Source organism: Rhodococcus sp. 14C212 (assembly GCF_011058195.1).
Lineage (GTDB): Bacteria > Actinomycetota > Actinomycetes > Mycobacteriales > Mycobacteriaceae > Rhodococcus > Rhodococcus aetherivorans.
The window spans coordinates 24,597-48,379 of record NZ_JAALEH010000011.1; the positions used below are offsets into that span (position 1 = coordinate 24,597).

The following is a 23,783-nucleotide window of genomic DNA, read 5'->3' on the forward strand; positions in this document are numbered from 1 at the left end:
CGGTCCGATCCCTTCGGGTCCCGTTTCCCCCGATGCTCCGGCGGGCGCAGCGTGAGGGCTGGATCACACGTCCCGCACGCTACGCTCCGGCGGCCCCGCCGAAGGGGGATTGATCTCGGAGCGTCGACCCGCGGGAGCCCTCGGCGAACACCGGGCCCAGCACCAGGCCGCCGGCTCTACCCGCCGAACAGGGTCGCCGCGAACGGCGTGGTGGCCGGCAGTGCGTCGAACATGGTCTCGGAATGCCCGTTGGGGTAGGTGCGGTAGTCGACGTTCGTACCCCCGGACCACAGGTCGGCGACGAGCTTGAACGACAGCGGCGCCGGCACGACCTGATCGCGCAATCCCTGGCCGAGGAACAGCGGTCGGTCGTACCCATGGGTGGGGACTCCCATGTAGTCGGCGAGGGCCGCGCGCATGCGGTCGTCGCCGAGCGGGCGGGCGAGGATCTCCCCCACTCCGATGCCGCGGACGCGGTCGCCGAGGTCGACGTAGCAGAGCCGTTCGGCGTCGTCGACGACCTCCCGCCCGATCGGGGTGAGGTAGCTGTTCACGTCCACGTCGGGCCGCGCGGCTCGCAGACCGGCCAGGACGTACGACAGGAACACGGTGGTGCCGTCGAGACCCAGATCCGGGAAGCCGGGACCGCCGAACGGGAACAGCATCTCGAGGTTCGACGGCGCGCCGGTGGCGATCATGCCGCGGAAGTCGAGTTCGGGGGCCCGCGACGTCGCCAGGAGCGCGGTGTGCAGCGCCGCGTGGCCGCCCTGCGACTGGCCGATCACGATCCACTGGTTCGACAGCGACGGCTCGGCGGCGCGGGCGGCCCGGACGACGTCGACGACGCTGTTCGCGGCGCTCGGCCCGTCGAGGTAGGTGTGGAGCCCGTCGCTGCCCAGGCCGGGATAGTCGGAGGCGACCACGGCGTAGCCCCGGGACAGCCAGTGTCCGAGGTATGCCCGGTCGCGGTCGGTGCGCGGGTTACGCGAGGGGGCGCAGTCGTCGCCGACGCCGACGGTGCCGTGGGCCCACGACACGACCGGCCAGCCACCGTCGGGCGCCTGACCCGGGGGCAGGTACAGGACACCCGAGGCGGTCGTCGCGGCACCCGACCGCCACTGGGTGCGGAAGGTCAGTCGCTCGGCCGTGGCCGCCCCCGGCACCGACAGCTCGCCGGGCAGTGACTCGATCGCGACCACCGTGCCGGGGCCGGGCTGCGCGCCGGCCGTCGCGGGCACGACCAGTCCGGCAGCCATGGCCCCGATGCACGCGAGCGCCCGCAGCCGCCACTCCCTGCCCCTCATCGCGCTCCTCCCGTCGTCGGTGCCAGGCGCTCAAGTTAACAGCCGAGCCCGAACGGACGGGACGTTTCGGACACGGCGGCGACGGGCATCTTCCGGGGATGACGACTTCCCCGGCGAGCTCGACGACCCCACAGGCCACCGCCGCCGACCGGCTCCGCGTCGCGGGCGTCGCCGTGTCGGCGATCGCCGCGGTCGCTCTCTCCTTCCTCGGATCCGGGGCCGTGGTGGGCACACCGATCTCCGAGGTGGCCGACGGGGCGCTCTCCGCCGATGCGACGGCGGTGGCGCCGGGCGGTCCGGCGTTCGCGATCTGGTCGGTGATCTACGCGGGCCTGCTGGCGCTGGCGGTGTGGCAGGCGCTGCCCGCGCACCACGCCGATCCCCGCCAACGGGCGCTCGGCTGGTGGATCGCCGCGTCGATGCTGCTCAACGCCGCGTGGATCCTCGTCGTGCAGGTCGAACTGCTCGCGCTCAGCGTCGCGGTCATCGTCGCGCTGCTGGCCGTGCTGGTCCGGATCTTCCTCGGCCTGACCCGCACCGCGCCGTCGTCCCGCGTGGAAGCCGTCGTCGTGGACGGCACGATGTTCCTGTACCTGGGCTGGGTCGCGGTAGCCACCGTCGCGAACACGGCGGCCGTACTGCGCGCCGCGGACGTCGACCCGTTCTCGCTGGGCGCCGACGCCTGGGCGGTGATCGTCCTGGTCGCGGTCGCCGCGGTGTCGGTGCTCCTGGCCGTCGCCGGGCACGGGCGGCTCGCCGTCGCCGCGGCCATGGCGTGGGGCCTGGTATGGATCGCGGTGGCCCGCAGCGGCGACACCGGCTTCACCTCCACCCCGGCCGCCGTCGCGGCGGGCGCCGCGGCGGCGGTGGCGGTGCTGTCCGCGGTGATCGTGCGGCTGCGCACCGAGACCGCGCGGCGCCGGCGCACCTAGTGGCCCTCGTGGTCCCGCCGCGCCAGCTCGGCGAACATCGCGTTGTGGGCGGCGAGATCGGCGTCGTCGTCCCGCTCGGCGGCGCGGTCCACCCGTCGCGCGGTGCGCTCGTCGCTGCGCGACCACTGCACCAGCAGCGCCAGCATCACCAGCACCAGCGGGATCTCTCCCGCCGACCAGGCGATACTGCCCCCCACCTTCTGGTCGGCGAACAGGTCGCTGTTCCAGGCCAGGCCGAGCCCGCGGTAGTAGGACTCGGCCATCACCGAGCCCATGCTCATCAGGGTCACACCGAAGAACGCATGGAACGGCAGCGAGCCGAACACCATCGCCAGCTTCGTCACCGGCGTCACGTCCCGCGGCGACGGGTCCACGCCGATCACGACCCAGTAGAACAGGTAACCGCTGATCAGGAAGTGCAGGTTCATCAGCACGTGCGCGGCATGGCTGTCGGCGTTGGCCTCGAAGATCCCGCCCAGGTACAGCGCGTAGAAGCCGCCGACGAACATCACCGACGCGACGACCGGATGGGTGAAGAACCGCGACGGCGGGCTGTGCAGGAACGCGAGGAGCCATTCCCGCGGGCCGGGGTAGCCGTCGCGGCCCGCCGGTTTGAAGGCCCGCAGCGCCAGGGTCATCGCCCCGCCGAGGGCGAGCAGCACGGGCGCCAGCATCGACATCGCCATGTGGGCGCCCATGTGCACGCTGAACATCGCCGGCGAGTACATGCCCACGCCCGACGACGTGGCGACCAGCAGCACGAAGCAGCCGGAGAACCAGGCGATCGACCGGCCGACGGGCCAGCTGTCGCCGCGCCGGCGCAGCGTCCACAGCCCGATCGCGTAGGCGACCGCGAGAACGAGGGCGATCGTGCCGAAGATCAGGTCGAACCGCCACGCGCCGAAGAAGAGGGTGCCGAGTGTCGGGGGGCCGTCCAGGTTGTAGCCGAGCTCCACCTCGAGCAGCGACGGCACCGTCGCCGGCGGGGGCGGCGGGGTGCGGCCCAGCCCCACGGCCAGGCCGACGGTGGCGGCCAGGATGACGGCCTCGACGGCCGCGAACCGGACGAGCGCGCCCCGATCGTCGGGGTTCGCCTCGAGCGCGGGCAGCGCACGGCGCCGCTGCATCCACCCGAGGACGCCCAGGACGATCAGCGCCAGCGCCTTGACCAGGACGAGCCGGCCGTAGGTGCTGGTGAGCAACTCGTCCGCGGGCAGCCGCACCGCGGCGTTGACGATGCCGCTCAGAGCCATCACCGCGAAGGCCAGCCCGGCGACGAACGAGAACCGGCGGGCCGCGAGATCGGTGTGCGCGCCGCGGCGCCACCCGTGGGCGAGCAGGGCGAACAGGCCGCCCGCCCACACCGCCGCCGCGACCAGGTGCAGCACGAGGCTGTTGGTGGCCATGTCGTGCGAGCCGCCCGACGACGAGTGCCCGGTCAGGGCCAGCGGCATCAACGTCACCAGGGACAGCAGCAGCAGGTACGGCACCCACGACCAGCGCACCGCGGCGCGGATCAGCACCGCCAGGATCAGGGCGAGCGCCGCCGTCCACGCCCACGCGAGCGCGGTGTCGATCTGCCCGATCGCACCCCACAGGTTCTCCGGCTTCAGCGCCTCGGCCAGCGGCTGCCCGGAGGTGTCGGACAGGGTCAGCGGCACCAGCACCGCCGAGCCGAACGCCCAGATCAGGGCGGCGACACCCGCGGTGCGCACGGCCCGGTAGCCGTCCACGTCGAGCACCCCGCTGCGCTGCGGCGGCACCAGGAACGCGGCGAAGAACAGCGAACCGACCGCGGCGACGGCCGCGACCTCCGCGATCGCCCGCACCGCGGGCAGCCCGTAGGTGGTCAGCGGACCGGGGTCCGGGATGCCCAGCAGCACCAGCGCCTGCGCGGCCGACAGGCCGACCACGATCGGCGCGACGACCGCGGCGACGAGCCCGAGGAGGACATACAGTGCCGACGTGTTGCGCCGCCCGGCCGGCGGCGAGGAGGTCGGCGCGGCCGACGCGAGCTCGGGTGATGCCATACCTAACAGGGTAGGACCTCGGCGAGCGCCGCTACGACGGGCCGTCGGAGACGTGCGCCACCGTCCCGGCGGCCGGATCGAGATCGAACACCGCACGCAGGGCGTCGAGGGTGTCGGCCGCCAGCAGGGCGTCGCAGTGCGGCAGCGCCGCCGCCATCGGCCCGGTCTCGGGCCGGTACCCGGGCCGGCCGGCCCGCGGGTTCAGCCAGATCAGCCGGTGCGCGCGGCGGCGCACCCGCGCGACGGCCCGGCCGAGGGCCTGCGGATCGTCGCTGTCCCACCCGTCGGAGGCGACGAACACGACGGCACCGCGCAGCAGGTTGCCGTGGTGGGAGGCGAGCAACGCCTCGAGGCTGCCGGCGATGTGGGTGCCGCCGTAGCGGTCGACGACCGTGTCGTTGGCGCGGGCGACCGCGTGCTCGGCGGAGCGGTGCGCGAGGGTCGCGGTGAGCCGGGTCAGACTCGTGGAGAAGGCGAACACCTCGGCGTCGCCGGCGCGCACCGCGGCGCGCATCAGGTGCAGGTAGATGTCGGCGTAGCCGTGCATGGAACGGCTCACGTCGCACAGCACCACGATCCGGCGCGGACGGCGGACCGGGCGGGCGCGGCGCAGGCGCACCAGTTCGAACCCGGTGTGCCGGGATGCGTCGAGGGTGGCACGCACGTCGAGGCGGCCGTGGTGGTGCGGTGTGCGGCGGCGGCCGAGGCGCCGCGGCCAGCGCACCCGGGCCTGCTCGAGCCACTGCCCCAGGGTGCGCAGGTCCTCGGGCCGCAGATCGGCGAACGGCTGGTCGGCGCGGATCTCGACGGGGCTCGGCGCCCACGGCCCGGGCCGGACCGTCTCGGGGGGTTCGCCGGATCGGCCCGGGCTGCGGGTGTGCCACGGCACGCCCGTCTGCGGCGCCGCCGGCACCGGGTTCGGCGCCGCACCCTGCACCACGGCGTCGCCGGCGCCGGCCGCCCCGCCGGGGCCGGTGCGGCGGGCGTGCGGATCGACGGCGAGCACCTGGTGGTCGAAGACCTCGGCGAACACGGCGTCGAACGCTTCGAGCGCGTCCTGCCGATCGACGAGGGCCACCCGCGCGGTCCAGTACAGCCGGCTGCGGGTGCGCGGCGGGTGCAGCCGCAGCGCCCGCACCAAGGTCCCGGCGGCGGTCGCGGCGACGGGCACGCCGGCGCGGCGCAACCGGTCGGTGAGCGCCACGGTGAACGCGGCGAGGTCGACGCCGCGCAGCAGCAGCGCGTTGCTCACGCCCGGTACTCCTCGTACTCGGCACGGATCGTGGTCCGGTCGTCGGGGGTCTTGGCGAGCGCGGTCAGCGTCGCCACCGCGCCCGGGTGGACCAGATCCCCCACCCCGAGCGCGACGAGCGCGGACACCCAGTCGATGGTCTCGGCGATGCCCGGCGCCTTGTCCAGGTCCAGCCGGCGCACGGAGGCGACGAAGTCGGCGGCCGATTCGACGAGCGCGAGGTTCGCGGCGGGGACGGTGCGGCGCAGGATCGCGACGGCGCGGTCCCGGCCCGGATAGTCGATCCAGTGGTAGAGGCAGCGCCGGCGCAGTGCGTCGTGCAGGTCGCGGCTGCGGTTGGAAGTGAGCACGACGATCGGGGGCCGCACGGCGGTGAGAGTGCCCAGTTCGGGGATCGTGACGGAGAACTCGCCGAGGAACTCGAGCAGCAGCGCCTCGAACTCGTCGTCGGCCCGGTCGATCTCGTCGATGAGCAGGACCGGCGCAGTCGGGCCGCGGTGCCGCACACAGCGCAGCACCGGCCGCTCGAGCAGGAACTCCTCGGTGTAGAGGTCGGCCTCGCTCAGGCTCTCGCCCCGGGTCTCGGCGAGCCGGATCGCGAGCAGTTGCCGCTGGTAGTTCCAGTCGTAGAGGGCCTCGCTCGCGGCGAGGCCCTCGTAGCACTGCAGCCGGATCAGCTCGGTGCCCACGGCGGCGGCGAGGGCCTTGGCGGCGGTGGTCTTGCCGACGCCGGGCTCGCCCTCGAGCAGCAGCGGCCGGCCGAGCTCCACCGCGAGGTACAGGGCGGTGGCGGTGCCCTCGTCGAGCAGGTAGTCCTGGTCGTCGAACCGGCGCACGACGTCGTCGACGCCGCCGAACACGCTCATCGGCCGGCTCCCGTCACGAACACGCGGCGTGTTCCTTCTGGTAGGCGCGGCGGCAGCCCGGGCAGCAGAACCACACGTCCGTGCCGTCGTCGGTCAGGTGCGGGGTGTCGGCGGTGACGGTGACGGTCATCCCGCACACGGGGTCCACCGCGGTGTGCGGCGGCGCGGCCGGCGCGACGGGCGCACCGAGGCTTTCGCGGCGGATCGCCTGCACCAGTTCGGCGACGATCGACAGCCCGATCTCCGCGGCGGTGCGCGCACCGATGTCGAGACCCGCGGGGGTATGCACGCGCGCCCGTTCGTCCGGGCGCACCTCGGCCTGCGCGAGCACGTCGGCGCCGCGCCGCCGGCTGGCGACGAGGCCCACGTAGCCGATCCCGGCGTCGAGGGCGGCGCGGATGACCCCGGGTTCCTCCCCGCCGAGGCTCGCGACGACGACGGCAGTGGCGTCGGCGTCGGGCGCGGCGCCCGGCTCGAGGCGGTCGACCACGAAGTCGAGCCGCGCGGCGAGGTCCGCGACGGCCTCGGCCACCGGCGTCGACCCCGAGACCACGAGCATCGGGGCGGGCAGCCGCGGCTCGAGGAAGATCTCCGTCGCACCGCCGGACAGGCACGGGTTGACCGCGACGGTCGCCCCCGGAGCGTCCGGGAAGGTCTGCGTCGCGCCGGGCAGGACCCGCAGCAGGACGCTCTCCCCCGTGGTCAGGGCCTGCCGCGCGGCGTCACGCACCGAGGTCTCCGTGCACTGGCCGCCGACGAAGCCCTCGATCGTGCCGTCGTCGAGTACCAGCGCGCAGTCGCCGGGCCGGGCGGACGTCGGCCGCTGGGCGCGCACCACGGTGGCACGGACGAACGCCCGGCGCCGGCGGGTCAGTTCCGCGGCACGCACCGTCAGATCCATGTGGCTCTCCCTGGTTCGGGCCGGTGGTCAGATCGGCGGGGTAGGCCGGCCCTGCATCGCCTCCCACACCCGCGACGGGGTCAGCGGCATGTCGGCGTGCCGCACCCCGAAGGGGCGCAGCGCGTCGACGACGGCGTTGACCACCGCGGGCGGCGAGCCGACCGTCGCGGACTCGCCGATGCCCTTGGCGCCGATCGGGTGGTGCGGCGACGGGGTGACGGTGAAGCCGGTCTCGAAGTGCGGCACCTCCATCGCCGTGGGGATGAGGTAGTCCATGAGCGAGCCGCCGAGGCAGTTGCCGTCCTCGTCGAACTCGATCATCTCCATCAGTGCCATGCCGATGCCGTCGACGAGTCCGCCGTGGACCTGGCCCTCGATGATCATCGGGTTGATGCGGGTGCCGCAGTCGTCGACGGCGAGGAACCGGCGCACCGTCACCTCACCCGTGCCGGGATCGATGTCGACGACGCAGAAGTACGCCCCGTACGGGTAGGTGAGGTTCTCGGGGTTGTAGCAGATCTGGGCCTCGAGTCCGCCCTCGACACCCTCGGGCAGATCGCCGGCGCCGTGCGCCCGCATCGCGATGTCCTGGATGGTCACCGACGCGGTCGGATCGCCCTTGACGTGGAAGGAGCCCTTGGTCCAGTCGAGGTCGGCGACGGACACCTCGAGCATGCCGGAGGCGATGATCCGGGCCTTGTCGCGCACCTTGCGCGCGACGAGGGCGGCGGCCGCGCCGGAGACCGGGGTGGATCGGCTGCCGTAGGTGCCGAGACCGAACGGGGTGTTGTCGGTGTCGCCGTGCACGACGTCGATGTCCTCGGGTGGGATGCCGAGTTCCTCGGCGACGATCTGCGCGAACGTCGTCTCGTGGCCCTGGCCCTGGGTCTGCACGGACAGCCGCACCACCGCCTTGCCGGTGGGGTGCACGCGCAGCTCGCAGCCGTCGGCCATGCCGAGACCGAGGATGTCCATGTCCTTGCGCGGGCCGGCGCCGACGGCCTCGGTGAAGAACGCCACGCCGATGCCCATCAGTTCGCCCCGCGCGCGGCGCTCGGCCTGCTCGCGGCGCAGTTCGTCGTAGCCGACCATCTCCACGGCCTTGCGCAGGGTGGTTTCGTAGTCGCCGGAGTCGTATTTCCATCCGGTCTTGCTCGTGTACGGGAACTGTTCGGGGCGAAGGAGGTTCCGCAGCCGCAGCTGCACCGGATCCAGCTCGAGGTCGTAGGCGAGGCAGTCCACGAGCCGCTCGACGAGGTAGACGGCCTCGGTGATGCGGAACGAGCACGCATAGGCCACGCCGCCGGGCGCCTTGTTGGTGTAGACGGCGGTCATGTGACAGTAGGCGGCCTCGATGTCGTAGCTGCCGGTGAACACCCCGAAGAACCCGGCCGGGTACTTCACCGGGGCGGCGGTGCCGTTGAACGCACCGTGGTCGGCGAGGACCTGGGTGCGGATCGCGAGGATCTTCCCCTCGCGGGTCGCGGCGATCTCACCGACCATCACGTAGTCGCGGGCGAAGCCGGTGCTCACCAGGTTCTCGCTGCGGTCCTCCATCCACTTGACCGGCTTGCCCGTGACGAGGGAGGCGACGATCGCGCAGACGTACCCGGGATAGATGGGCACCTTGTTGCCGAACCCGCCGCCGATGTCCGGGGCGATCACGCGGATCTTGTGTTCGGGCAGACCCGCGACGAGGGCGTAGAGGGTGCGGTGGGCGTGCGGCGCCTGGCTCGTCGACCACAGCGTGAGCTTGCCGGTGATCCGGTCGTAATCGGCCACGGCACCGCAGGTTTCCATCGGTGCCGGGTGCACCCGGGGATAGACCATCTCCTGCCGGGCGATCACGTCGGCCTTCGCGAACGCGGCCTCGGTGGCGGCGGCGTCCCCGGTTTCCCAGTCGAAGCAGTGGTTGTCGGTCTTGCCCTCGAGGTCGGTGCGGATCACCGGGGCCTCGGGCGCGAGGGCGCGACGGACGTCGACGACCGGGTCGAGGATGTCGTACTCGACGTCGATGAGTTCGAGGGCGTCGCGCGCGGAGTACCGGTCCTCGGCGACGACGAAGGCGACCTCCTGGCCCTGGAAGCGGACCTTGTCGGTGGCGAGGACGGCCTGGACGTCATTGGACAGGGTCGGCATCCAGGCCAGGCCCTTGTCCGCGAGATCGGCGCCGGTGACGACGGCCCGCACCTTCGGGTGGGCCTGCGCGGCGCTGGTGTCGATGCCGAGGATCTTCGCGTGCGCGACCGGGGAGCGCAGGATCGCCAGGTGCAGCATGCCGGGCAGTTGCACGTCGTCGACGAAGCGGCCGTGGCCGCGGATGAAGCGCGGGTCCTCCTTGCGCAGCATGCGGCCGTGACCGCACGGCTTCTCGTCGTTGTCGACGGTGTCGAGCAGTTCGGGGGTCGGGTCGACGGCGGTCATGACGGCGCCTTCTCGGTGGCGGGGTGCTCGGCGGCCCAGCGGATGGACCGCACGATGGTGGTGTAGCCGGTGCAGCGGCAGATCTGCCCGGAGATCGCCTCGCGGATGGTCTGCTCGTCGGGGTCCGGGTTGCGGTCGAGCAGGGCCCGGGCGGTGATCATCATGCCGGGGGTGCAGAAGCCGCACTGCAGCCCGTGGCAGCGCATGAAGCCCTCCTGGACGGGGTCGAGCACGCCGTCGCGCTCGAGTCCCTCGACGGTGCGCACGTCGTGGCCGCTCGCCATGGCGGCGAGCATGGTGCACGACTTGACGGGCTCGCCGTCGACCGCGACGACGCAGGTGCCGCAGTTGCTGGTGTCGCAGCCCCAGTGCGTGCCGGTCAGGCCGAGGTGATCGCGCAGGAAGTGGACGAGCAGCAGCCGCGGTTCCACCTCGGCACTGACCTCGTCTCCGTTGACGGTCATCGAAACACGCATCGGGTCAACCCCTTTCGGAGGTGGTGAGCCGCTCGACGGCGCGGCGCAGGGTACGCACCGTGAGCTCCGTGGCGAGGTGGCGTTTGTAGTCGACGGTGCCGCGCTGGTCCGCGACCGGGTCGCTGGCGGCGGCGGCGAGTTCGCCGGCCTCGCGGTAGAGATCCTCGGACGGCGTCGCGCCGCGCAGGCGGTCGGAGATGCCGGCCAGGGCCCGCGGATCCGCCCGTAGAGCGGTGAGACCGACGCGGGCGTCGTCGATGGCACCGTCGCTCATCCACACGGCGGCGCCGGCCGCGGCGATCGCCCAGTCCCCCGTTCGCCGCTCGACCTTGGCGTAGGCGCTCGACCCGCGGCCCCGTCGCGGCAGCCGGACCTCGACGAGCAGTTCGTTGGGGGCGGCCGTCGTCTCGTAGGGGCCGAGATGGAACTCCTCCATCGTCAGCGTCCGGCTGCCGTGCGGACCGCGCAGCACGACCGAGGCATCGAGGACCTGGCACACGGTGGACAGGTCCTCGGCGGGGTCGGCCTGGCACAGCGACCCGCCGATCGTGCCGCGGTTGCGCACGACGGGATCGGCGATGACGCGTTCGGCGTCGCGGAAGATCGGGAAGATCTCGGCGAGCGCCTCGTTTTCGAGGAGTTCGCGGTGCCGCGCCAGCGCGCCGATCCGCACGACGTCGGGCTCGACGGCGATGTAGCCGAGCTCGCCGGCCAGGTCGTTGATGTCGATCAGGCATTCGGGGGCGGCGAGCCGGAGTTTCATCATCGGCAGGAGACTGTGCCCGCCCGCGACGACCCGGGCTTCCTCGCCGCGTTCGTCGAGGAGTGCGATGGCGTGATCGATGCCGGTGGCGCGCTCGTATTCGAAAGCCGAAGGTACTTGCATGTGGCATACCTCACATTTCAGCTACCTACGGAGTGTATGCCCGCGCTCGCGGCGCGACGGGCGGATTCGTCGCCCGATCGGGGCGACCGGCCCGAACGAGCGCACCCGGCCGAACGGCGGCGAGGGCCTCGGTCGGGCCCGATCCGGCGAGCGGTTAAGATTTTGGCCGCGCCTCCGTAGCTCAGCTGGATAGAGCAAGAGCCTTCTAATCTCTAGGTCGCAGGTTCGAGTCCTGCCGGGGGCACCACCCTCCACTCAGCGCCCGGGAGCACTGCACGGAGATCTCGCGTCCTCGCGGGGCCGGCCGCGCCCCACCTTCGGCGCGGCAGTTCAGGCGAGACCGGTGAGATGCTCGGCAATCGTCCAGAACCGTCCGGCCTGGGCGACGTCGTGGGACTGCGCGCTGGAGTCGATTTCGTGACACTCGCCGAAGAACTTTCCGCCCACCCCGTCGAGCGACGGGTCGACCGCCGTGAACACCAGCGAATCGGTGGCTGCGTCGACGGACGTGGCGAAGGGCATGTGCGGCAACACGTGCGCCATGAACAGCCGCATCAGACCGCGAGTGCTTGCAGCCGCAGTGGTGGGCACGAAACCGGGACACACGGCGTTCGCGGTGATCGGCCGCCCGGCGAGGCGGCGCTGGAGCTCGTAGGTGAACCACAGCACCGCCAGCTTGGAATTCTTGTATGCCCGATCGGGGTTGTAGCCGTGCTCGAGCTGGACGTCGGCGAAGTCGAAGTCCACCGGCGCTCCGCGGGATCCGGGTAGGTGCAGCCGCGAGCCGACGGTGACGACACGCGCCGATGCGCTGCGCTCGAGTGCGGGCATGAGCAGGGCGGTGAGCAGGAACGGGGCCAGGACGTTGACCGCGAGGGTCTCCTCGTACCCGTCGACGGTGAGCCGGCGTTCCCTGCTCGTCTGCAGGATGCCGGCGACGTGCAGCAGCACGTCGATCGGTTCGCCCCGCTCGGCTTCCGCGGCGGCGAAGGACCGGACCCGCTCCAGAGAAGACAGATCTACCCAGCGCGGCTCGAGCCGAGCGTCGGGATCCGTCCGCCGTATCGCCGCGGCAGCGTCCTCCGCGGCAGCTCGGGTACGCGCGGTGAGCAGGACCCGATGCCCCCGGGCGGCGAGCTTCTCGGCCGTGGCCCGGCCGAGCCCCCGACCTCCCCCGGTGACGAGCACCGTCCTGCTCATGTCCCCGGTTCCTCCGTTCCTGCACCGGGCACCGACGGGCCGGAGACGAACGACCGGCCGGCAGCGTGCACTCGCTCGCCGAGCCGGGCGAGGATCGGGCGTTGCCCCTTCACGAGCTTGATGTCCGCGACGGCGAGCGGAAACCAGCGAGCGTCGTCCACCTCGGGAAAGCTCTGCACCTTTCCGGACCGCGGCGGCCACTCCAGGTCGAAGGTGTTGCTGCCGACGAAGGCCGGATCGTCGGCGGTCTCACCGGCGTAGACGGTGACGATCTTGCGGGAGGGCTGCTTGAACCGCCCGAGCATCTCGTAGTTCACCTGGGGCGCGGGCATCCCGCATTCTTCCTCGAACTCTCGCAAGGCCACCGCGAACGGGTCTTCGTCGTCGCCATAGACCCCCTTGGGGATCGACCAGGCCGCCTCGTCCTTGCCGACCCAGTACGGCCCGCCCGGGTGCACGATCCACACCTCGAGCACGCCTTCGGCGTCGATCCGGTACAGCAGAAGGCCGGCGCTGGTGACTGCCATCGCTCCCCCTTTTCGTCGCCGTGCGCTCCCGCCCCACACGGTAGTTCTTCCGGGCACACTGGTACCGGTATCCGCGCCACCCGTCCGACCGGAAGGACCCGCCCGTGACCGATACGACCGGCGACCGCGCCGTCACCGCGCGCGCGAACGGCCCCACCGTCGTGCTCGACCTCCCGGAGGGAATCGGCGTTGCGCTCGACGTCGCACAGGCTCGGGCACTGCACGAGCAGCTCCGGGAGGCGATCGAGAAGGCCGAGCAGCTCGAGGACTGAGACCCGATACATACGTACCGGTTCACGCGAACGCCTGCACACCGGACGCCCGCCGGTGATCATCGAGGGGCGGATTCCGGCGGAGTCCAGTTCACGACAGGGTGCCGGGACCGTTCCCGAACCGAAGGAGTCCTCGTGTCGAAGAACGTCGCCCGCCGGGCTGCAGCACTCGCCGGTCTTGTCGTCGTCCCGTTCGTCCTCGGGGCCACCGTGGGAGCCGGAACCGCCGCCGCCGCACCGTGGCGCATCGGTCCGTTCTACCGCGCCGAGTTCGCGGGGCCGGAGGGCAATGCAGTCTGCCCCAAGGCCGAGGCGTTCGACCGGTCCATCGGCGCCGTAGTCCTCGTGTCCTGTTCGTGGGATCCCGCGGCGAACGCCTGGTTCTACGTCGTCTTCAACCCGAGGACCTGGTCGTAGCCGGCGCCGATCGCTCGAGCGCCGCGGCGAAACGGACTGCACGCCGCCGATCCCGTCATAGAATGGGGAACCCCTTGTGGGCCTGTCCTGCAACGGTGCGGAGGGACAGACTGCCATGCACTCATCATCCGAGCCGAGCCGATGACCACCCCCACGGTCGAACCGCGCCCCCGTGATCGCCGGCTGTCGGAAATCCCGGACGCCTTGGCATCTCGTCACCAGGCGACCGCCATCCTGCGCACCCGGCGCTACGCCGTGTTCCTGGACTTCGACGGCACCCTCGCCCACCTCGTGAGCGACCCCACCGCTGCCACCCTGGTCGAGGGCGCGGCGAAAGAGCTTGCCCGGCTGGCCCGCTATTGCCCCGTCGGCGTGATCAGCGGCCGCGACGTGGCCGACGTGCAGGCACGGGTCGGCGTGCCCGGGCTCTGGTATGCGGGCAACCACGGTTTCGAACTCGTCGGTCCGGACGGCGAGTACCACCGGAACGATGCCGCCGTCCCCGCGGTGCCCGACCTCGAGCGGGTCGCCGTCGCCCTGCGGGACCGCCTGGCCGGCGTGCCCGGCGTTCTGGTGGAGCACAAGCGTTTCGCCGTGGCGGTTCATCACCGCAACGTCGCCGAGGACCGGATCGGGGAGGTCGTCGCGGCGGTGCACGATGCGGCCGACCGGGACGGCCGGCTCCGCGTCACGAACGGACGCCAGGTCACCGAGCTCCGCCCCGATGTGGACTGGGACAAGGGGCGGGCGGTGGCCTGGGTGCTCGATCACCTCCGCGGCGCGGACGACCCGATGCCGGTCTACATCGGCGACGACCTGCTCGGCGACGACGCGTTCGGCACCCTGACATCGACCGGGATCGGCATCGTCGTGCGCTACAGCGGGGAAGGCGATCGGCGGTCGACGGCACAATTCGCGGTCGACGGTCCGGACCGGGTCCGTGAGTTACTGGAGCGGCTGGCGGATCTGCTCGGCAGCGACCCGGGGATCGCGCCGCCCCCCGACGACGCCTGGACGATGTTCTTCGAGGGCTACGACCCGCTCACCGAGAAGCTGCGCGAGGCCCTCTGCACCGTCGGGAACGGTTTCTTCGCCACCCGAGGCTGCGCGCCCGAATCCCGCGCGGACGGCGTGCACTACCCCGGCACCTATGTGGCCGGCATCTTCAACCGTCTCCAGGACGAGGTGGCGGGGAGCGCCATCGACCACGAAAGCCTGGTGAACCTGCCGAACTGGTTGCCGGTGACCTTCCGGGTCGACGGCGGGCAGTGGTTCGACCTCGACACCGCCGAGCTGCTCGACTACCGCCAGTACCTCGACCTCCGCCGCGCCGTCCTCATCCGGCGGTTCCGATTCCGCGACGCCGCGGGGCGCACTACTTCGGTGCGGCAGCGGCGATTGGTTGCCATGAATCTCCCGCACGCCTGCGCCCTCGAGACGACGATCGTGGCCGAGGACTGGTCGGGCCGGCTCGAGATCCGCTCGCTGCTGGACGGCGCAGTCCGGAACTCCCTCGTCGAGCGCTATCGCGACCTCGCCGACGAGCACCTCGAGCCGCTGCAGACCACCGCACTGTCCGCCGACTCGGTGCTGCTGGCGGTGCAGACCAACCAATCGCGGATACCGGTGGCGATGGCGGCCCGGAACACCGTGTGGTGCGACGGGGAGCCCGTTGCCGGCGAGTACCGGCTGGTCGACGGCGACGACCGGATCGGACACGACATCACCGTCGACGTCGAGGCGGACCGGCCCGTGACGCTGGAGAAGATGGTGGCGGTGTTCACCGGGCGCGATCAGGCAGTGTCCGAGCCGGCCGACGAAGCCGCCCGCTGGCTTCCCCGGCTCGGCCGGTTCGACGAGCTGCTCGACGGTCATGTGCTCGCCTGGGGGTATCTGTGGGACCACCTGGGCATCGAGTACGAGGGTCCGGGCCACGGCCATGCCCTGCGCGTCCTCCGGTTCCATCTTCTGCACCTGCTGCAGACGGTCTCCGCGAACACCGCCGACCTCGACGTGGGCGTGCCGGCACGGGGGTTGCACGGAGAGGCGTACCGCGGGCACGTCTTCTGGGACGAGCTGTTCGTGTTCCCGGTGTTGAACCTGCGGCTGCCCACGCTGACCCGGTCGTTGCTGCGCTACCGCTACCGTCGCCTGCGGGAGGCCCGCCGGATGGCGCGCGAAGCCGGTCACCGGGGTGCGATGTTCCCGTGGCAGTCGGGCAGCGACGGCCGCGAGGAAAGCCCGCAGCTGCACCTCAATCCCAGATCCGGCCGCTGGAACCCGGACCCCAGCCGGCGCCAGCACCACACCGGCATCGCGATCGCCCACAACGTGTGGCAGTACTACCAGGTGACCGGCGATCTGGAGTTCCTGATCGAGTACGGCGCCGAGATGCTCGTGGAGATCGCCCGCTTCTACGCCGATCTCGCGTCCTACGACGAGGATCGCGGACGGTACAGCATCCGCGGCGTCATCGGCCCCGACGAGTTCCATTCCGGCTACCCCGACGCACCGTACGACGGAATCGACAACAACGCGTACACCAACGTCATGTCGGTCTGGGTGATCCTGCGCGCCCTCGAGGCGCTCGAGCTGATCCCGCTGCAGATCCGCTCGTACCTGACCCAGGCCCTGGGACTGCACGCACAGGAGACCGCGCGCTGGGAGGACGTCACCCGCAGAATGTTCGTCCCGTTCCACGATCGTGTCCTCAGCCAGTTCGAGGGCTACGAGCGCCTCGCCGAACTGGACTGGGACGGCTACCGGCGGCGCTACGGCGACATCCAGCGCCTCGACCGGATCCTCGAGGCCGAGGGCGACGACGTCAACCGCTACCAGGCGTCGAAGCAGGCCGACGTGCTGATGCTGTTCTATCTGCTGTCCTCCGACGAACTGCGGGAACTGCTCGAACGGCTCGGCTACCGGTTCCCCAACGAGGACATCCCGCGGACCATCGACTACTACATGGCGCGCACCTCGCACGGCTCCACCCTGAGCGGGGTCGTCCACTCCTGGGTGCTGGCACGAGCACACCGGGACGAGGCCGTGGACTTCTTCTACCAGGCGCTGAAAGCCGACATCGCCGATATCCAGGGCGGCACCACGATGGAGGGCATCCACCTGGCGGCCATGGCCGGCAGCGTCGATCTGTTGCAGCGGTGCGTCCCCGGCCTCGAGACCCGGGGTGACCGGCTGGTGTTCGCCCCGCAGTGGCCCGAACCACTCGGCGCCCTCGAATTCCCCATCTTCTACCGGGGGCACCGCCTTCGCCTGCGCATCAGCGGCACAGAGGTGCAGGTGAGCGCCGGTCCCGGGATGCAGGCACCGATCGAGATCGAATGCCGCGGCCGCATCGCACAACTGCACCCGGGAGGCACGGTTCGTCTGAGCTAGTGCGACGACGAACCCGCGACAGAGGGCAGGGCGTCGGGCCTCCGCCGGCACCGCGTCGGCATCGGCCGTCCGGCGTCGCTGGGGACCTACGGCCCTGGAACGAGCACGGTTCCGCGGTTCACGATGAGAGGGAGCCCGCTCCCGCGGGCCGGATCGGGAGGATGGGCCGTGGATTCTGCTGCCTCGTACGTCCGGAAGCAGGCCGTCGTCACCGGCCTGGTGAACGTCGTCGTCAATCCACTGCTGGCGTGGGCGGGCAAGCGCGGCACGTCCTTCGTGCCGCTGTGGTCCGCGGACGGGATCGTCGTCGACATCGCGCTGACCGCGATCATCCTCTCCGTGCTCGTCTCCTGGTTCTCCGCCGCCGGGGTGCGACGGGCGCTGCGTGGCGGGCTCGACGCGACCACCGCCGACACCCCGCAGGCCGCTCGGTGGCTGTCGCGGTTGCCGTCCGGCACCTGGTCTCTGGGCCTGTCGCTCGGGGTGGCCGCGGCGGCCGTCTCCGTGCTCGCGATCTGGGTGCTGCACCTGCTCGGTGTGTCCGGGCTGTCGACGGGATGGTTCCTGGTGCTGAAGGCCGTCTACGGCGGTGTCCTCGGCTACCTCGTCGCGCGCTGGGTGATGGTTCGGCAACTGTCGGCGAATCGGACGGCGCAGCTCCCGAGGAGCGACAATGCCGGACGGTGAATCCACCGCGACCGACCGGCAGCTGCCGGTCTTCGAGCAGCGGGTCGTACGCGCGCGGGTGGTCGACGCCCCCGCCGGGGACACGTTCGCCGCGATCCGCCGCGTCGACTTCATGCGGTCCCCGGTGATCGCCGCCCCCAATCTGGCCCGGACGGCCTTCGACGCCGTGCGCGCGCCGCGGCGTCGGGAGGTGCGAGCGCACCGCTCGGTCCGCCTCGGGGACCTGATCGGTCCGCAGGGCGGCTTCGAGGTGGTCGCCGAGGAACCGGGGCGCGAACTCGTGCTCGGCTTCGTCGGCCGGTGGTGGGAGCCGGGTTACGGCCGCGTCGACTGGGATCCCGGTGCGCCCCTGTCGAGTATCTCGGTTCCCGAATGCGGGGTCGGCACATGGAGTTTCACCGCCCTGCCGTACGACGCGCAGACCTGCGTCCTGCTCACCGAGATCCGGGTGCACGGCACCGACGAAAAGGCCCGCAGACTCTTCCGCCGCTACTGGAGGGCGGTCGGGCCGTTCGTGCGGGCCATGGCACGGCCGACTCTGTCGATGATCGCGGCCGAGGCCCGGCGCTGACCGACGGCTCCACCGCGAACGTCGCACCGGCAGAACCGGATACGAGCGTCCGCCGCCGTCCGCCCGGACCGGTCATGCCGAGCCGTCCGCCCGTTCGGTCTCGGGCGCGAGGGTGAAGTAGTTCTCCTCCTCCTGCACGAAGTGCAGCCGCAGCAGCGCGTACAGCCCGTACAGGCAGGCGAGCAGGTCGTCGCACTGGTCCGGCCTCAGCCCGCCGGCGGCGTCGGCCTGCGCCAGGTGCGTGCGCAGGCGGCGGCTGAGCCGGTCGATCTCGGCATGCATCCGGCTCATCGTCGCGGTCGCCTCCCCGCTGCCGAGCGGCGCCGCGAGCGCCGGGTACAGCTCGCTGTCCTCGGCCCGCTCGTGCGGCAGCAGCGTGTCGAACAGGAACGCGTCGACGCGGCGCAGCGCCGCGTGGGCGGCGGGCAGATCGCCGGACGCGAGCAGTTGCGCGGCGTCGCGCAGGATCGACAGCTCGTCGCGCAGGACGTCGTGTTCGGCCGAGAACCTGTGCAGCATCGCCTCGGTGCCGTCGGGCAGGACCAGCTCCCGGTCCCGGTCGCCGCGCAGGGCGCGCAGGGCGTTGAGGATCACCGCGACGTCGATGCCCTCCTGCAGCAGCGCACCCAGCGCGGGAGGCAGGTATCCGAACGCGGCGAAGCCCATGGCGACCAGCGACAGGCCCATGCCGACGGTGGCGCTCTGCACGGCGATGCGCCGCGAGCGGCGGGCGATCTCCATGGCATCGGCGAGCCGGTCGAGACGGTCGGTGGTGAGCACGATGTCCGCCGCCTCCGAGCTCGCCGTGGATCCGCGGGCGCCCATCGCGACGCCGACGGTCGCGGCGGCGAGGGCGGGCGCGTCGTTGACGCCGTCGCCGACCATCACCGTCACCGCCGACTCCCGCTCGGCACGCACACCGTTCACCTTGTCCGCCGGGGTCTGCTCGGCATAGACCCCGTCGAGGCCGAGGACGGAGCCGATCTCCTCGGCCGGTTCGCGCCGGTCGCCGGTGAGCATGACCAGCCGGTCCAGCCCGGCCGAGCGCAGCCGCCGCAGGGTGCGGGCGGCGTCGCGGCGCAGCGGATCCACGAGCAGCAGGGCGCCGGCCAGGTCGCCGTCGACGGTGACCCAGGCGACGACGGCACCGTCGAGCGCGGCACGGCTGAGCACCGCCCGGGCCCAGCCCGGCGCGTCGGCGGGCAGCGGCAGGCTGCCGACGGTGACGCGCCGGCCGTCGACGGTCGCGGCCACGCCGGTGCCGGCCTGCTCGGCGACGTCGGTGGGCAGCGACAGGGTCAGCCCGCGCATCTTCGCCTCCTGCACGAGGGCCTCGGCGAGCACGTGCGGGGAGAGCTGGTCGGCGGAGGCCGCCAGGCGCAGCAGCTCGGCGCCGTCGCCCCCGGGTGCGGTGACGATGTCGGCGCCGGCGGGCCGGCCGCTGGTGAGCGTGCCCGTCTTGTCCATCACCAGCGTCGTCGCGTGACCGAGGTTCTCGAGTGCGCCGCCGCTGCGGATCACCACCCCCAGGCGCGAAGCGCGGGAGAGACCGGAGACGATCGCGACGGGCGCGGCGAGCAGCAGAGGGCACGGGGTGGCCACCACCAGCACGGCGACGGCACGGGTCGCCGACCCGCTGAGCAGCCACGCGAGCCCCGCCACCGTCAGCGACAGCGGCAGGAACCACCCGGCCACCCGGTCCGCGATCCGCACCACCGGGGCGCTCTCGGCGGCGGCCTCGCGGGCCAGGCGCACGATGCCGGCGTAGGTGCTGTCCTCGGCGGTGGCGCGGGCGTGGATCTCGAAGGCGCCGCCGGCGGCGACGACGCCGCTGCGCACCGCTTCCCCGGTGCGGCGCTGCACGTGCATCGGCTCGCCGGTGAGGACGGACTCGTCGAGCACCGCGAGTTCGGAGGTGACCCAGCCGTCGACCGGCACCACCTCGCCCGGCCCGACGACCAGGGTGTCCCCGGGTACGACGTCGCCGAGCGGCACCACCTGCACCTCGTCGCCGACGCGGCGGCGCGCGGTGTGCGGGGCGTGCTCGAGCAGGGCCCGCAGGTCCTTGGTGGCGCGGCGTTCCGCGGCGGCGTCGAGGGCCTGCCCGGAGGCGAGCATCACGCCGATGAGCGCCCCGGCGACGTACTCGCCGACCAGCAGGGTGCCGACCAGGGAGAGCACCGCGATCAGGTCCACCCCGACGCGGCCGCGGCGCAGCGCGTCGATCACCCACCAGGTCGCGGGCACGATCGCGACGACGGTGCCGGCGATCCAGCAGGCGTCGGCGACGGCGTGGGCGTCGAGAAGCCAGGCGATTCCCCCGGCCGTCAGGGCGGTGAGGGTGACGGCGAGCAGCGCGGGTTCGAAGGCGCGCCGCAGCCGTTCCCGCCGCGTGGATTCCGGTTGTGTCGCCACTGCCGCACTCCCCCGTTCCGCACCGGTGCCGATGTCACCTCCCACCGTGCCACCACCGCCGTCGGCCGGGTAGGGACGGAGGTCCGTCGACGGGTCCGTCCCCGGGGGTCGCCGTCTCGTCAGATCCCGCGCCCCGGGTTGAGAATCCCGCTCGGGTCGAACGCCGCCTTGATGCGCTGCATGAGCGCACGCTCGACGGTGCCGACCTGTGTTTCGAGGTACGGCTGTTTGAGCACCCCGATGCCGTGCTCTCCGCTGATCGAACCGCCGAGCGCCAGGCATTCGGCGACCATCTCGTCGAACGCCTGCCGGGCGCGCCCCGCGACGACCTCGTCGGCGGCGTCGAACACGATGGTGGGATGCAGGTTTCCGTCCGCCGCGTGCCCGAACGTGCCGATGAGCAGCTCGTGCCGCGCGGCGATCGCCTCGATCGCCGCGAGCATCTCGGGCAGCCGGGGCACGGGGACGGCGAGGTCGTCGAGCAGGGTGCTGCCACACCGTTCGAGCGCGGTGAGCGCGACCCGCCGCGCGGCCATGAACTCCTCCCCCTCCACCGGGTCGGCGGTGTCGTACACCTCGGTGGCGCCCGCCGCGGTACAGGCCCGCGCACACACCTGGGCCTCGGCGGCGGCGTCGCGCCCGTCGCACTGGACGAGCAGCAGCGCGCCGGCCGTGTCGTCGAGTCCCATGTGCGTCATGTCGTTGACGGCGGCGATGGTGGTGCGGTCCATCAGTTCGACGAGGCACGGCTCGGCCTGCTCGCGGATCGCCAGCACCGCGGCGACGGCCTGCGCGGTTTCCGGGAAGCTCGCGACCACCGTGGCCGCCGCGGTGGCGGCGGCGCGCAGCCGCACGGTGGCCTCGACGATGACGGCGAGGGTGCCCTCGGATCCGACGAGCAGTTGCGTGAGGTTCAGTCCCGCCACGTTCTTCCGGGTGACGGCGCCGGTGTGGATGATCCGCCCGTCGGCGAGCACCGCCTTGATGCGGGCGACATGGTCGGCCGTGACCCCGTACTTCGCGCAGCAGGTGCCGCCGGCGTTGGTGGCGAGGTTGCCGCCGATGGTGGAGACGGCGCGGCTGCCGGGGTCCGGCACGTACCACAGCCCCCGCTCGGCGGCCGCGGCGGCGAGATCGCCGTTGATCACCCCGGGTTGCACTGTGGCGGTGCGCGATTCGGTGTCGATCTCGAGGATGGCGTTCATCTTCTCGACGCTGAGCACGATGCCGCCGTCGAAGGCGTTGGCCGCACCCGCGAGACCGGTGCCGGCGCCGCGGGTGACGACGGGGATGCCGTGCCGGTGCGCGATCGTCAGGGTGGCGACGACGTCGTCGGTGTCCCGCGCCCGGACCAGGGCGAGCGGCATCCCGGCCGGCGTGAGCAGCGACTGGTCGCGCCGATAGGCGAGCATCCGGTCCGGATCGGTGACGACGGCGTCGCCGACGGCGTCGACGAGCGCGGCAACGACCTGCTCGGTGTCGGGGACAGGAGTCACGACGCTGGTGTTCACGGAACCATCCAATCGAGAACGGGGGTGGACTGCAGGTAGATGACGACGGTGAGGAACACGAGCAACCCGAGGCTCCAGCCGATCAGGCGGCGCAGGATGACGCCCTCCGCCCCGGCCAGGCCGACCGCGGCCACCGCGACCGACAGGTTCTGCGGCGAGAGCATCTTGCCGAGCACACCCGCGGACGAATTGGCCGCCGCCATGAGCACCGGGTCGAGCCCGGCCTGCTGTGCGGCGGTCATCTGCATGACACCGAACAGCGAGTTCGAGGACGTGTCGGATCCGGTGATGGCCACGCCGATCCAGCCGATCAGCGGCGAGACGAGGGCGAACACTCCGCCCGCGGACGCGAGCGCCATGCCGAGGCCGGCGGTCTGGCCGGACAGGTTCATCACGAAGGCCAACGCGAGCACCGAGGTGACGGTGACGATGGTCCAGCGCAGCTGCACGAGGGTGTCGGCATAGGCGCGGACGGCACGGCGTACCCCGATCCCGTACATCGCGGCCGTGACGGCCCCGGCGAGCAGCAACAGGGTGCCGGTGGCCTTGAGGTGGTCGAGCTTGAACGTCTGCGCGCCCAGCGGCTTGCCGTCGACATCGAGGATGTCGAGTCCGGGCCAGCGGAACGACACGGTGCCGATCTCGGTGAGCCACGTCTTGACGAAGGGGATCTGGGCCACGGTGAAGATCGCGATGATCGTCAGGTACGGGGCGAGGGCCAGCAGCGTGCGCCGCGTCCGGCTGTATCCGTCGAAACGCGACGGCGGGGCGGCGATGCCGACCCCGGTGCCGGCGCCGACCGGTGCGGTGAGGGCGGAGTCGGTCGTGGCGACCAGGCGCTCCCCCGGCTGCCACACCTTCAGCATGCCCAGCACCGCGCCGACGGTGACGATCGCGGCGACGACGTCGGTGAGCTCGACGGTGAGGTAGTTCGCGGTGACGAACTGGGCGAGGCCGAAGGTCAGGCCCGCGACGACCGCGACGGGCCAGGTCTGCCGAACACCGCGGCGGCCGTCGACGAGGAACACCATCACCATCGGCACGACGGCCGCGACGAACGGCGTCTGCCGGCCGGCCATCGCGGACAGCTCGTCCAGCGGCAGCCCGGTGACCCCGGCGAGCGCGAGGATCGGGGCGCCCATCGCGCCGAAGGCCACGGGCGCGGTGTTCGCGAGCAGGGACGTGCACGCGGCTTTGAGCGGTGCCATGCCCGCAGCCATGAGCATCGCCGCGGAGATCGCGACGGGGGCGCCGAATCCGGCGAGCGACTCGAGCAGCGCGCCGAAGCAGAAGGCGATGAGGATGGCCAGGATGCGCTGGTCGTCCGAGATGGACCGGACGACCCGGCCGAGCTCCTCGAACCAGCCGGTGACGACCGTGAGCTTGTAGACGAACAGGGCGTTGACGAGGATCCACAAGATCGGGAACAGGCCGTAGAAGGCTCCCTCGGCGGTCGCGGCCGCGGCCTGACCGAGCGGCATGCCCCACCCGACGACCGCCGTGAGCACCGCGAGCGCCAGACCGACGAGGGCCGCGCGGTGCGCCTTCCACCTGAAGACGCCGAGCATGACGAACATCGCGGCCAGCGGGATCGCCGCGACCACCGCCGACCAGGCGAGCGAGCCGCCGATCGGGTCGAGTGTCTGTTGGTACATAGCGCGCCTCTCGTTGTGATGCCTGTCACCGATCTCCGAAATTGTCAGACAAGTACACATTCCT

The 23,783-nt window shown here is 72.1% G+C and carries 19 protein-coding genes and 1 tRNA gene; 7 read left to right on the forward strand and 13 right to left on the reverse strand.

Going from position 1 to position 23,783, the window contains the following annotated elements:
• Positions 1 to 176: 176 nt before the first annotated feature.
• A complete protein-coding gene (locus tag G6038_RS07765) occupies positions 177 to 1,304 on the reverse strand; it encodes a lipase family protein (RefSeq protein WP_165037126.1) in 1,128 nt (375 codons plus the stop codon).
• A 98-nt stretch (positions 1,305 to 1,402) separates the two neighbouring features.
• Here G6038_RS07765 and G6038_RS07770 point away from each other — a divergent pair, with 98 nt between their 5' ends.
• On the forward strand, positions 1,403 to 2,236 hold the full coding sequence (locus tag G6038_RS07770) for a tryptophan-rich sensory protein (protein WP_165037127.1): 834 nt from the start codon (positions 1,403 to 1,405) through the stop codon (positions 2,234 to 2,236).
• On the opposite strand, the gene G6038_RS07775 is transcribed toward G6038_RS07770, so the two are convergent.
• From G6038_RS07775 to G6038_RS07805, 7 genes are read right to left on the reverse strand one after another with little or no spacing between them, the layout of a single operon-like run.
• Complete coding sequence (locus G6038_RS07775; protein ID WP_165037128.1) at positions 2,233 to 4,266, reverse strand: cytochrome c oxidase assembly protein; 2,034 nt, start codon at positions 4,264 to 4,266, stop codon at positions 2,233 to 2,235. The genes G6038_RS07770 and G6038_RS07775 overlap by 4 nt on opposite strands.
• A 31-nt stretch (positions 4,267 to 4,297) precedes the next feature.
• Positions 4,298 to 5,518, reverse strand: a complete 1,221-nt coding sequence (locus tag G6038_RS07780) for a VWA domain-containing protein (RefSeq protein ID WP_165037129.1) — start codon at positions 5,516 to 5,518, stop codon at positions 4,298 to 4,300.
• Positions 5,515 to 6,384 carry a MoxR family ATPase gene (locus tag G6038_RS07785; protein ID WP_165037130.1) on the reverse strand — a complete coding sequence of 290 codons (870 nt, stop codon included), beginning with the start codon at positions 6,382 to 6,384 and terminating at the stop codon, positions 5,515 to 5,517. The genes G6038_RS07780 and G6038_RS07785 overlap by 4 nt, the downstream gene beginning before the upstream one ends.
• A 13-nt stretch (positions 6,385 to 6,397) precedes the next feature.
• Positions 6,398 to 7,285 (reverse strand): XdhC family protein, encoded by an 888-nt coding sequence (locus G6038_RS07790; RefSeq protein WP_165037131.1) that lies wholly within the window; start codon positions 7,283 to 7,285, stop codon positions 6,398 to 6,400.
• Positions 7,286 to 7,312: 27 nt separating this feature from the next.
• Positions 7,313 to 9,709 (reverse strand): aerobic carbon-monoxide dehydrogenase large subunit, encoded by a 2,397-nt coding sequence (locus G6038_RS07795; RefSeq protein ID WP_165037132.1) that lies wholly within the window; start codon positions 9,707 to 9,709, stop codon positions 7,313 to 7,315.
• Positions 9,706 to 10,185 carry a (2Fe-2S)-binding protein gene (locus G6038_RS07800; protein ID WP_165037133.1) on the reverse strand — a complete coding sequence of 160 codons (480 nt, stop codon included), beginning with the start codon at positions 10,183 to 10,185 and terminating at the stop codon, positions 9,706 to 9,708. Before G6038_RS07800 ends, G6038_RS07795 begins: the two co-directional genes overlap by 4 nt.
• A gap of 4 nt (positions 10,186 to 10,189) precedes the next feature.
• A complete protein-coding gene (locus tag G6038_RS07805) occupies positions 10,190 to 11,071 on the reverse strand; it encodes a xanthine dehydrogenase family protein subunit M (protein WP_165037134.1) in 882 nt (293 codons plus the stop codon).
• A 170-nt stretch (positions 11,072 to 11,241) separates the two neighbouring features.
• Between G6038_RS07805 and G6038_RS07810 the strand changes: the two genes are divergently transcribed.
• Positions 11,242 to 11,318, forward strand: a tRNA-Arg gene (locus tag G6038_RS07810).
• Between the two features lie 83 nt (positions 11,319 to 11,401).
• On the opposite strand, the gene G6038_RS07815 is transcribed toward G6038_RS07810, so the two are convergent.
• A complete protein-coding gene (locus G6038_RS07815; RefSeq protein WP_165037135.1) occupies positions 11,402 to 12,271 on the reverse strand; it encodes an SDR family NAD(P)-dependent oxidoreductase in 870 nt (289 codons plus the stop codon).
• Positions 12,268 to 12,798, reverse strand: coding sequence for an NUDIX domain-containing protein (locus G6038_RS07820; protein WP_165037136.1), 531 nt, complete (start codon positions 12,796 to 12,798; stop codon positions 12,268 to 12,270). Before G6038_RS07820 ends, G6038_RS07815 begins: the two co-directional genes overlap by 4 nt.
• A gap of 104 nt (positions 12,799 to 12,902) precedes the next feature.
• On the opposite strand from G6038_RS07820, the gene G6038_RS07825 reads away from it, so the two are divergent.
• The 5 genes from G6038_RS07825 (at position 12,903) to G6038_RS07845 (ending at position 18,138) form a co-directional block, all read left to right on the forward strand.
• The gene (locus tag G6038_RS07825; RefSeq protein WP_165037137.1) at positions 12,903 to 13,070 is read left to right on the forward strand and encodes a hypothetical protein; all 168 of its coding nucleotides are present in this window, start codon (positions 12,903 to 12,905) and stop codon (positions 13,068 to 13,070) included.
• Positions 13,071 to 13,205: 135 nt separating this feature from the next.
• Positions 13,206 to 13,487: a hypothetical protein gene (locus G6038_RS07830; RefSeq protein WP_165037138.1), complete on the forward strand. Its 282-nt coding sequence runs from the start codon at positions 13,206 to 13,208 to the stop codon at positions 13,485 to 13,487.
• Positions 13,488 to 13,628: 141 nt separating this feature from the next.
• The gene (otsB, locus tag G6038_RS07835) at positions 13,629 to 16,880 is read left to right on the forward strand and encodes a trehalose-phosphatase (protein WP_165037139.1); all 3,252 of its coding nucleotides are present in this window, start codon (positions 13,629 to 13,631) and stop codon (positions 16,878 to 16,880) included.
• Positions 16,881 to 17,048: 168 nt separating this feature from the next.
• Positions 17,049 to 17,567: a hypothetical protein gene (locus tag G6038_RS07840; RefSeq protein WP_165037140.1), complete on the forward strand. Its 519-nt coding sequence runs from the start codon at positions 17,049 to 17,051 to the stop codon at positions 17,565 to 17,567.
• Complete coding sequence (locus G6038_RS07845) at positions 17,554 to 18,138, forward strand: hypothetical protein (protein WP_165037141.1); 585 nt, start codon at positions 17,554 to 17,556, stop codon at positions 18,136 to 18,138. The genes G6038_RS07840 and G6038_RS07845 overlap by 14 nt, the downstream gene beginning before the upstream one ends.
• A gap of 72 nt (positions 18,139 to 18,210) precedes the next feature.
• Here the strand turns inward: G6038_RS07845 and G6038_RS07850 are convergent, their stop codons facing one another.
• From G6038_RS07850 to G6038_RS07860, 3 genes are all read right to left on the reverse strand, one after another.
• Positions 18,211 to 20,553, reverse strand: a complete 2,343-nt coding sequence (locus G6038_RS07850; protein ID WP_165037142.1) for a heavy metal translocating P-type ATPase — start codon at positions 20,551 to 20,553, stop codon at positions 18,211 to 18,213.
• A 119-nt stretch (positions 20,554 to 20,672) separates the two neighbouring features.
• Positions 20,673 to 22,064, reverse strand: coding sequence for an FAD-linked oxidase C-terminal domain-containing protein (locus G6038_RS07855; RefSeq protein WP_165037143.1), 1,392 nt, complete (start codon positions 22,062 to 22,064; stop codon positions 20,673 to 20,675).
• Positions 22,061 to 23,719, reverse strand: a complete 1,659-nt coding sequence (locus tag G6038_RS07860; RefSeq protein ID WP_165037144.1) for an L-lactate permease — start codon at positions 23,717 to 23,719, stop codon at positions 22,061 to 22,063. Before G6038_RS07860 ends, G6038_RS07855 begins: the two co-directional genes overlap by 4 nt.
• Between the last annotated feature and the right edge of the window lie 64 nt (positions 23,720 to 23,783).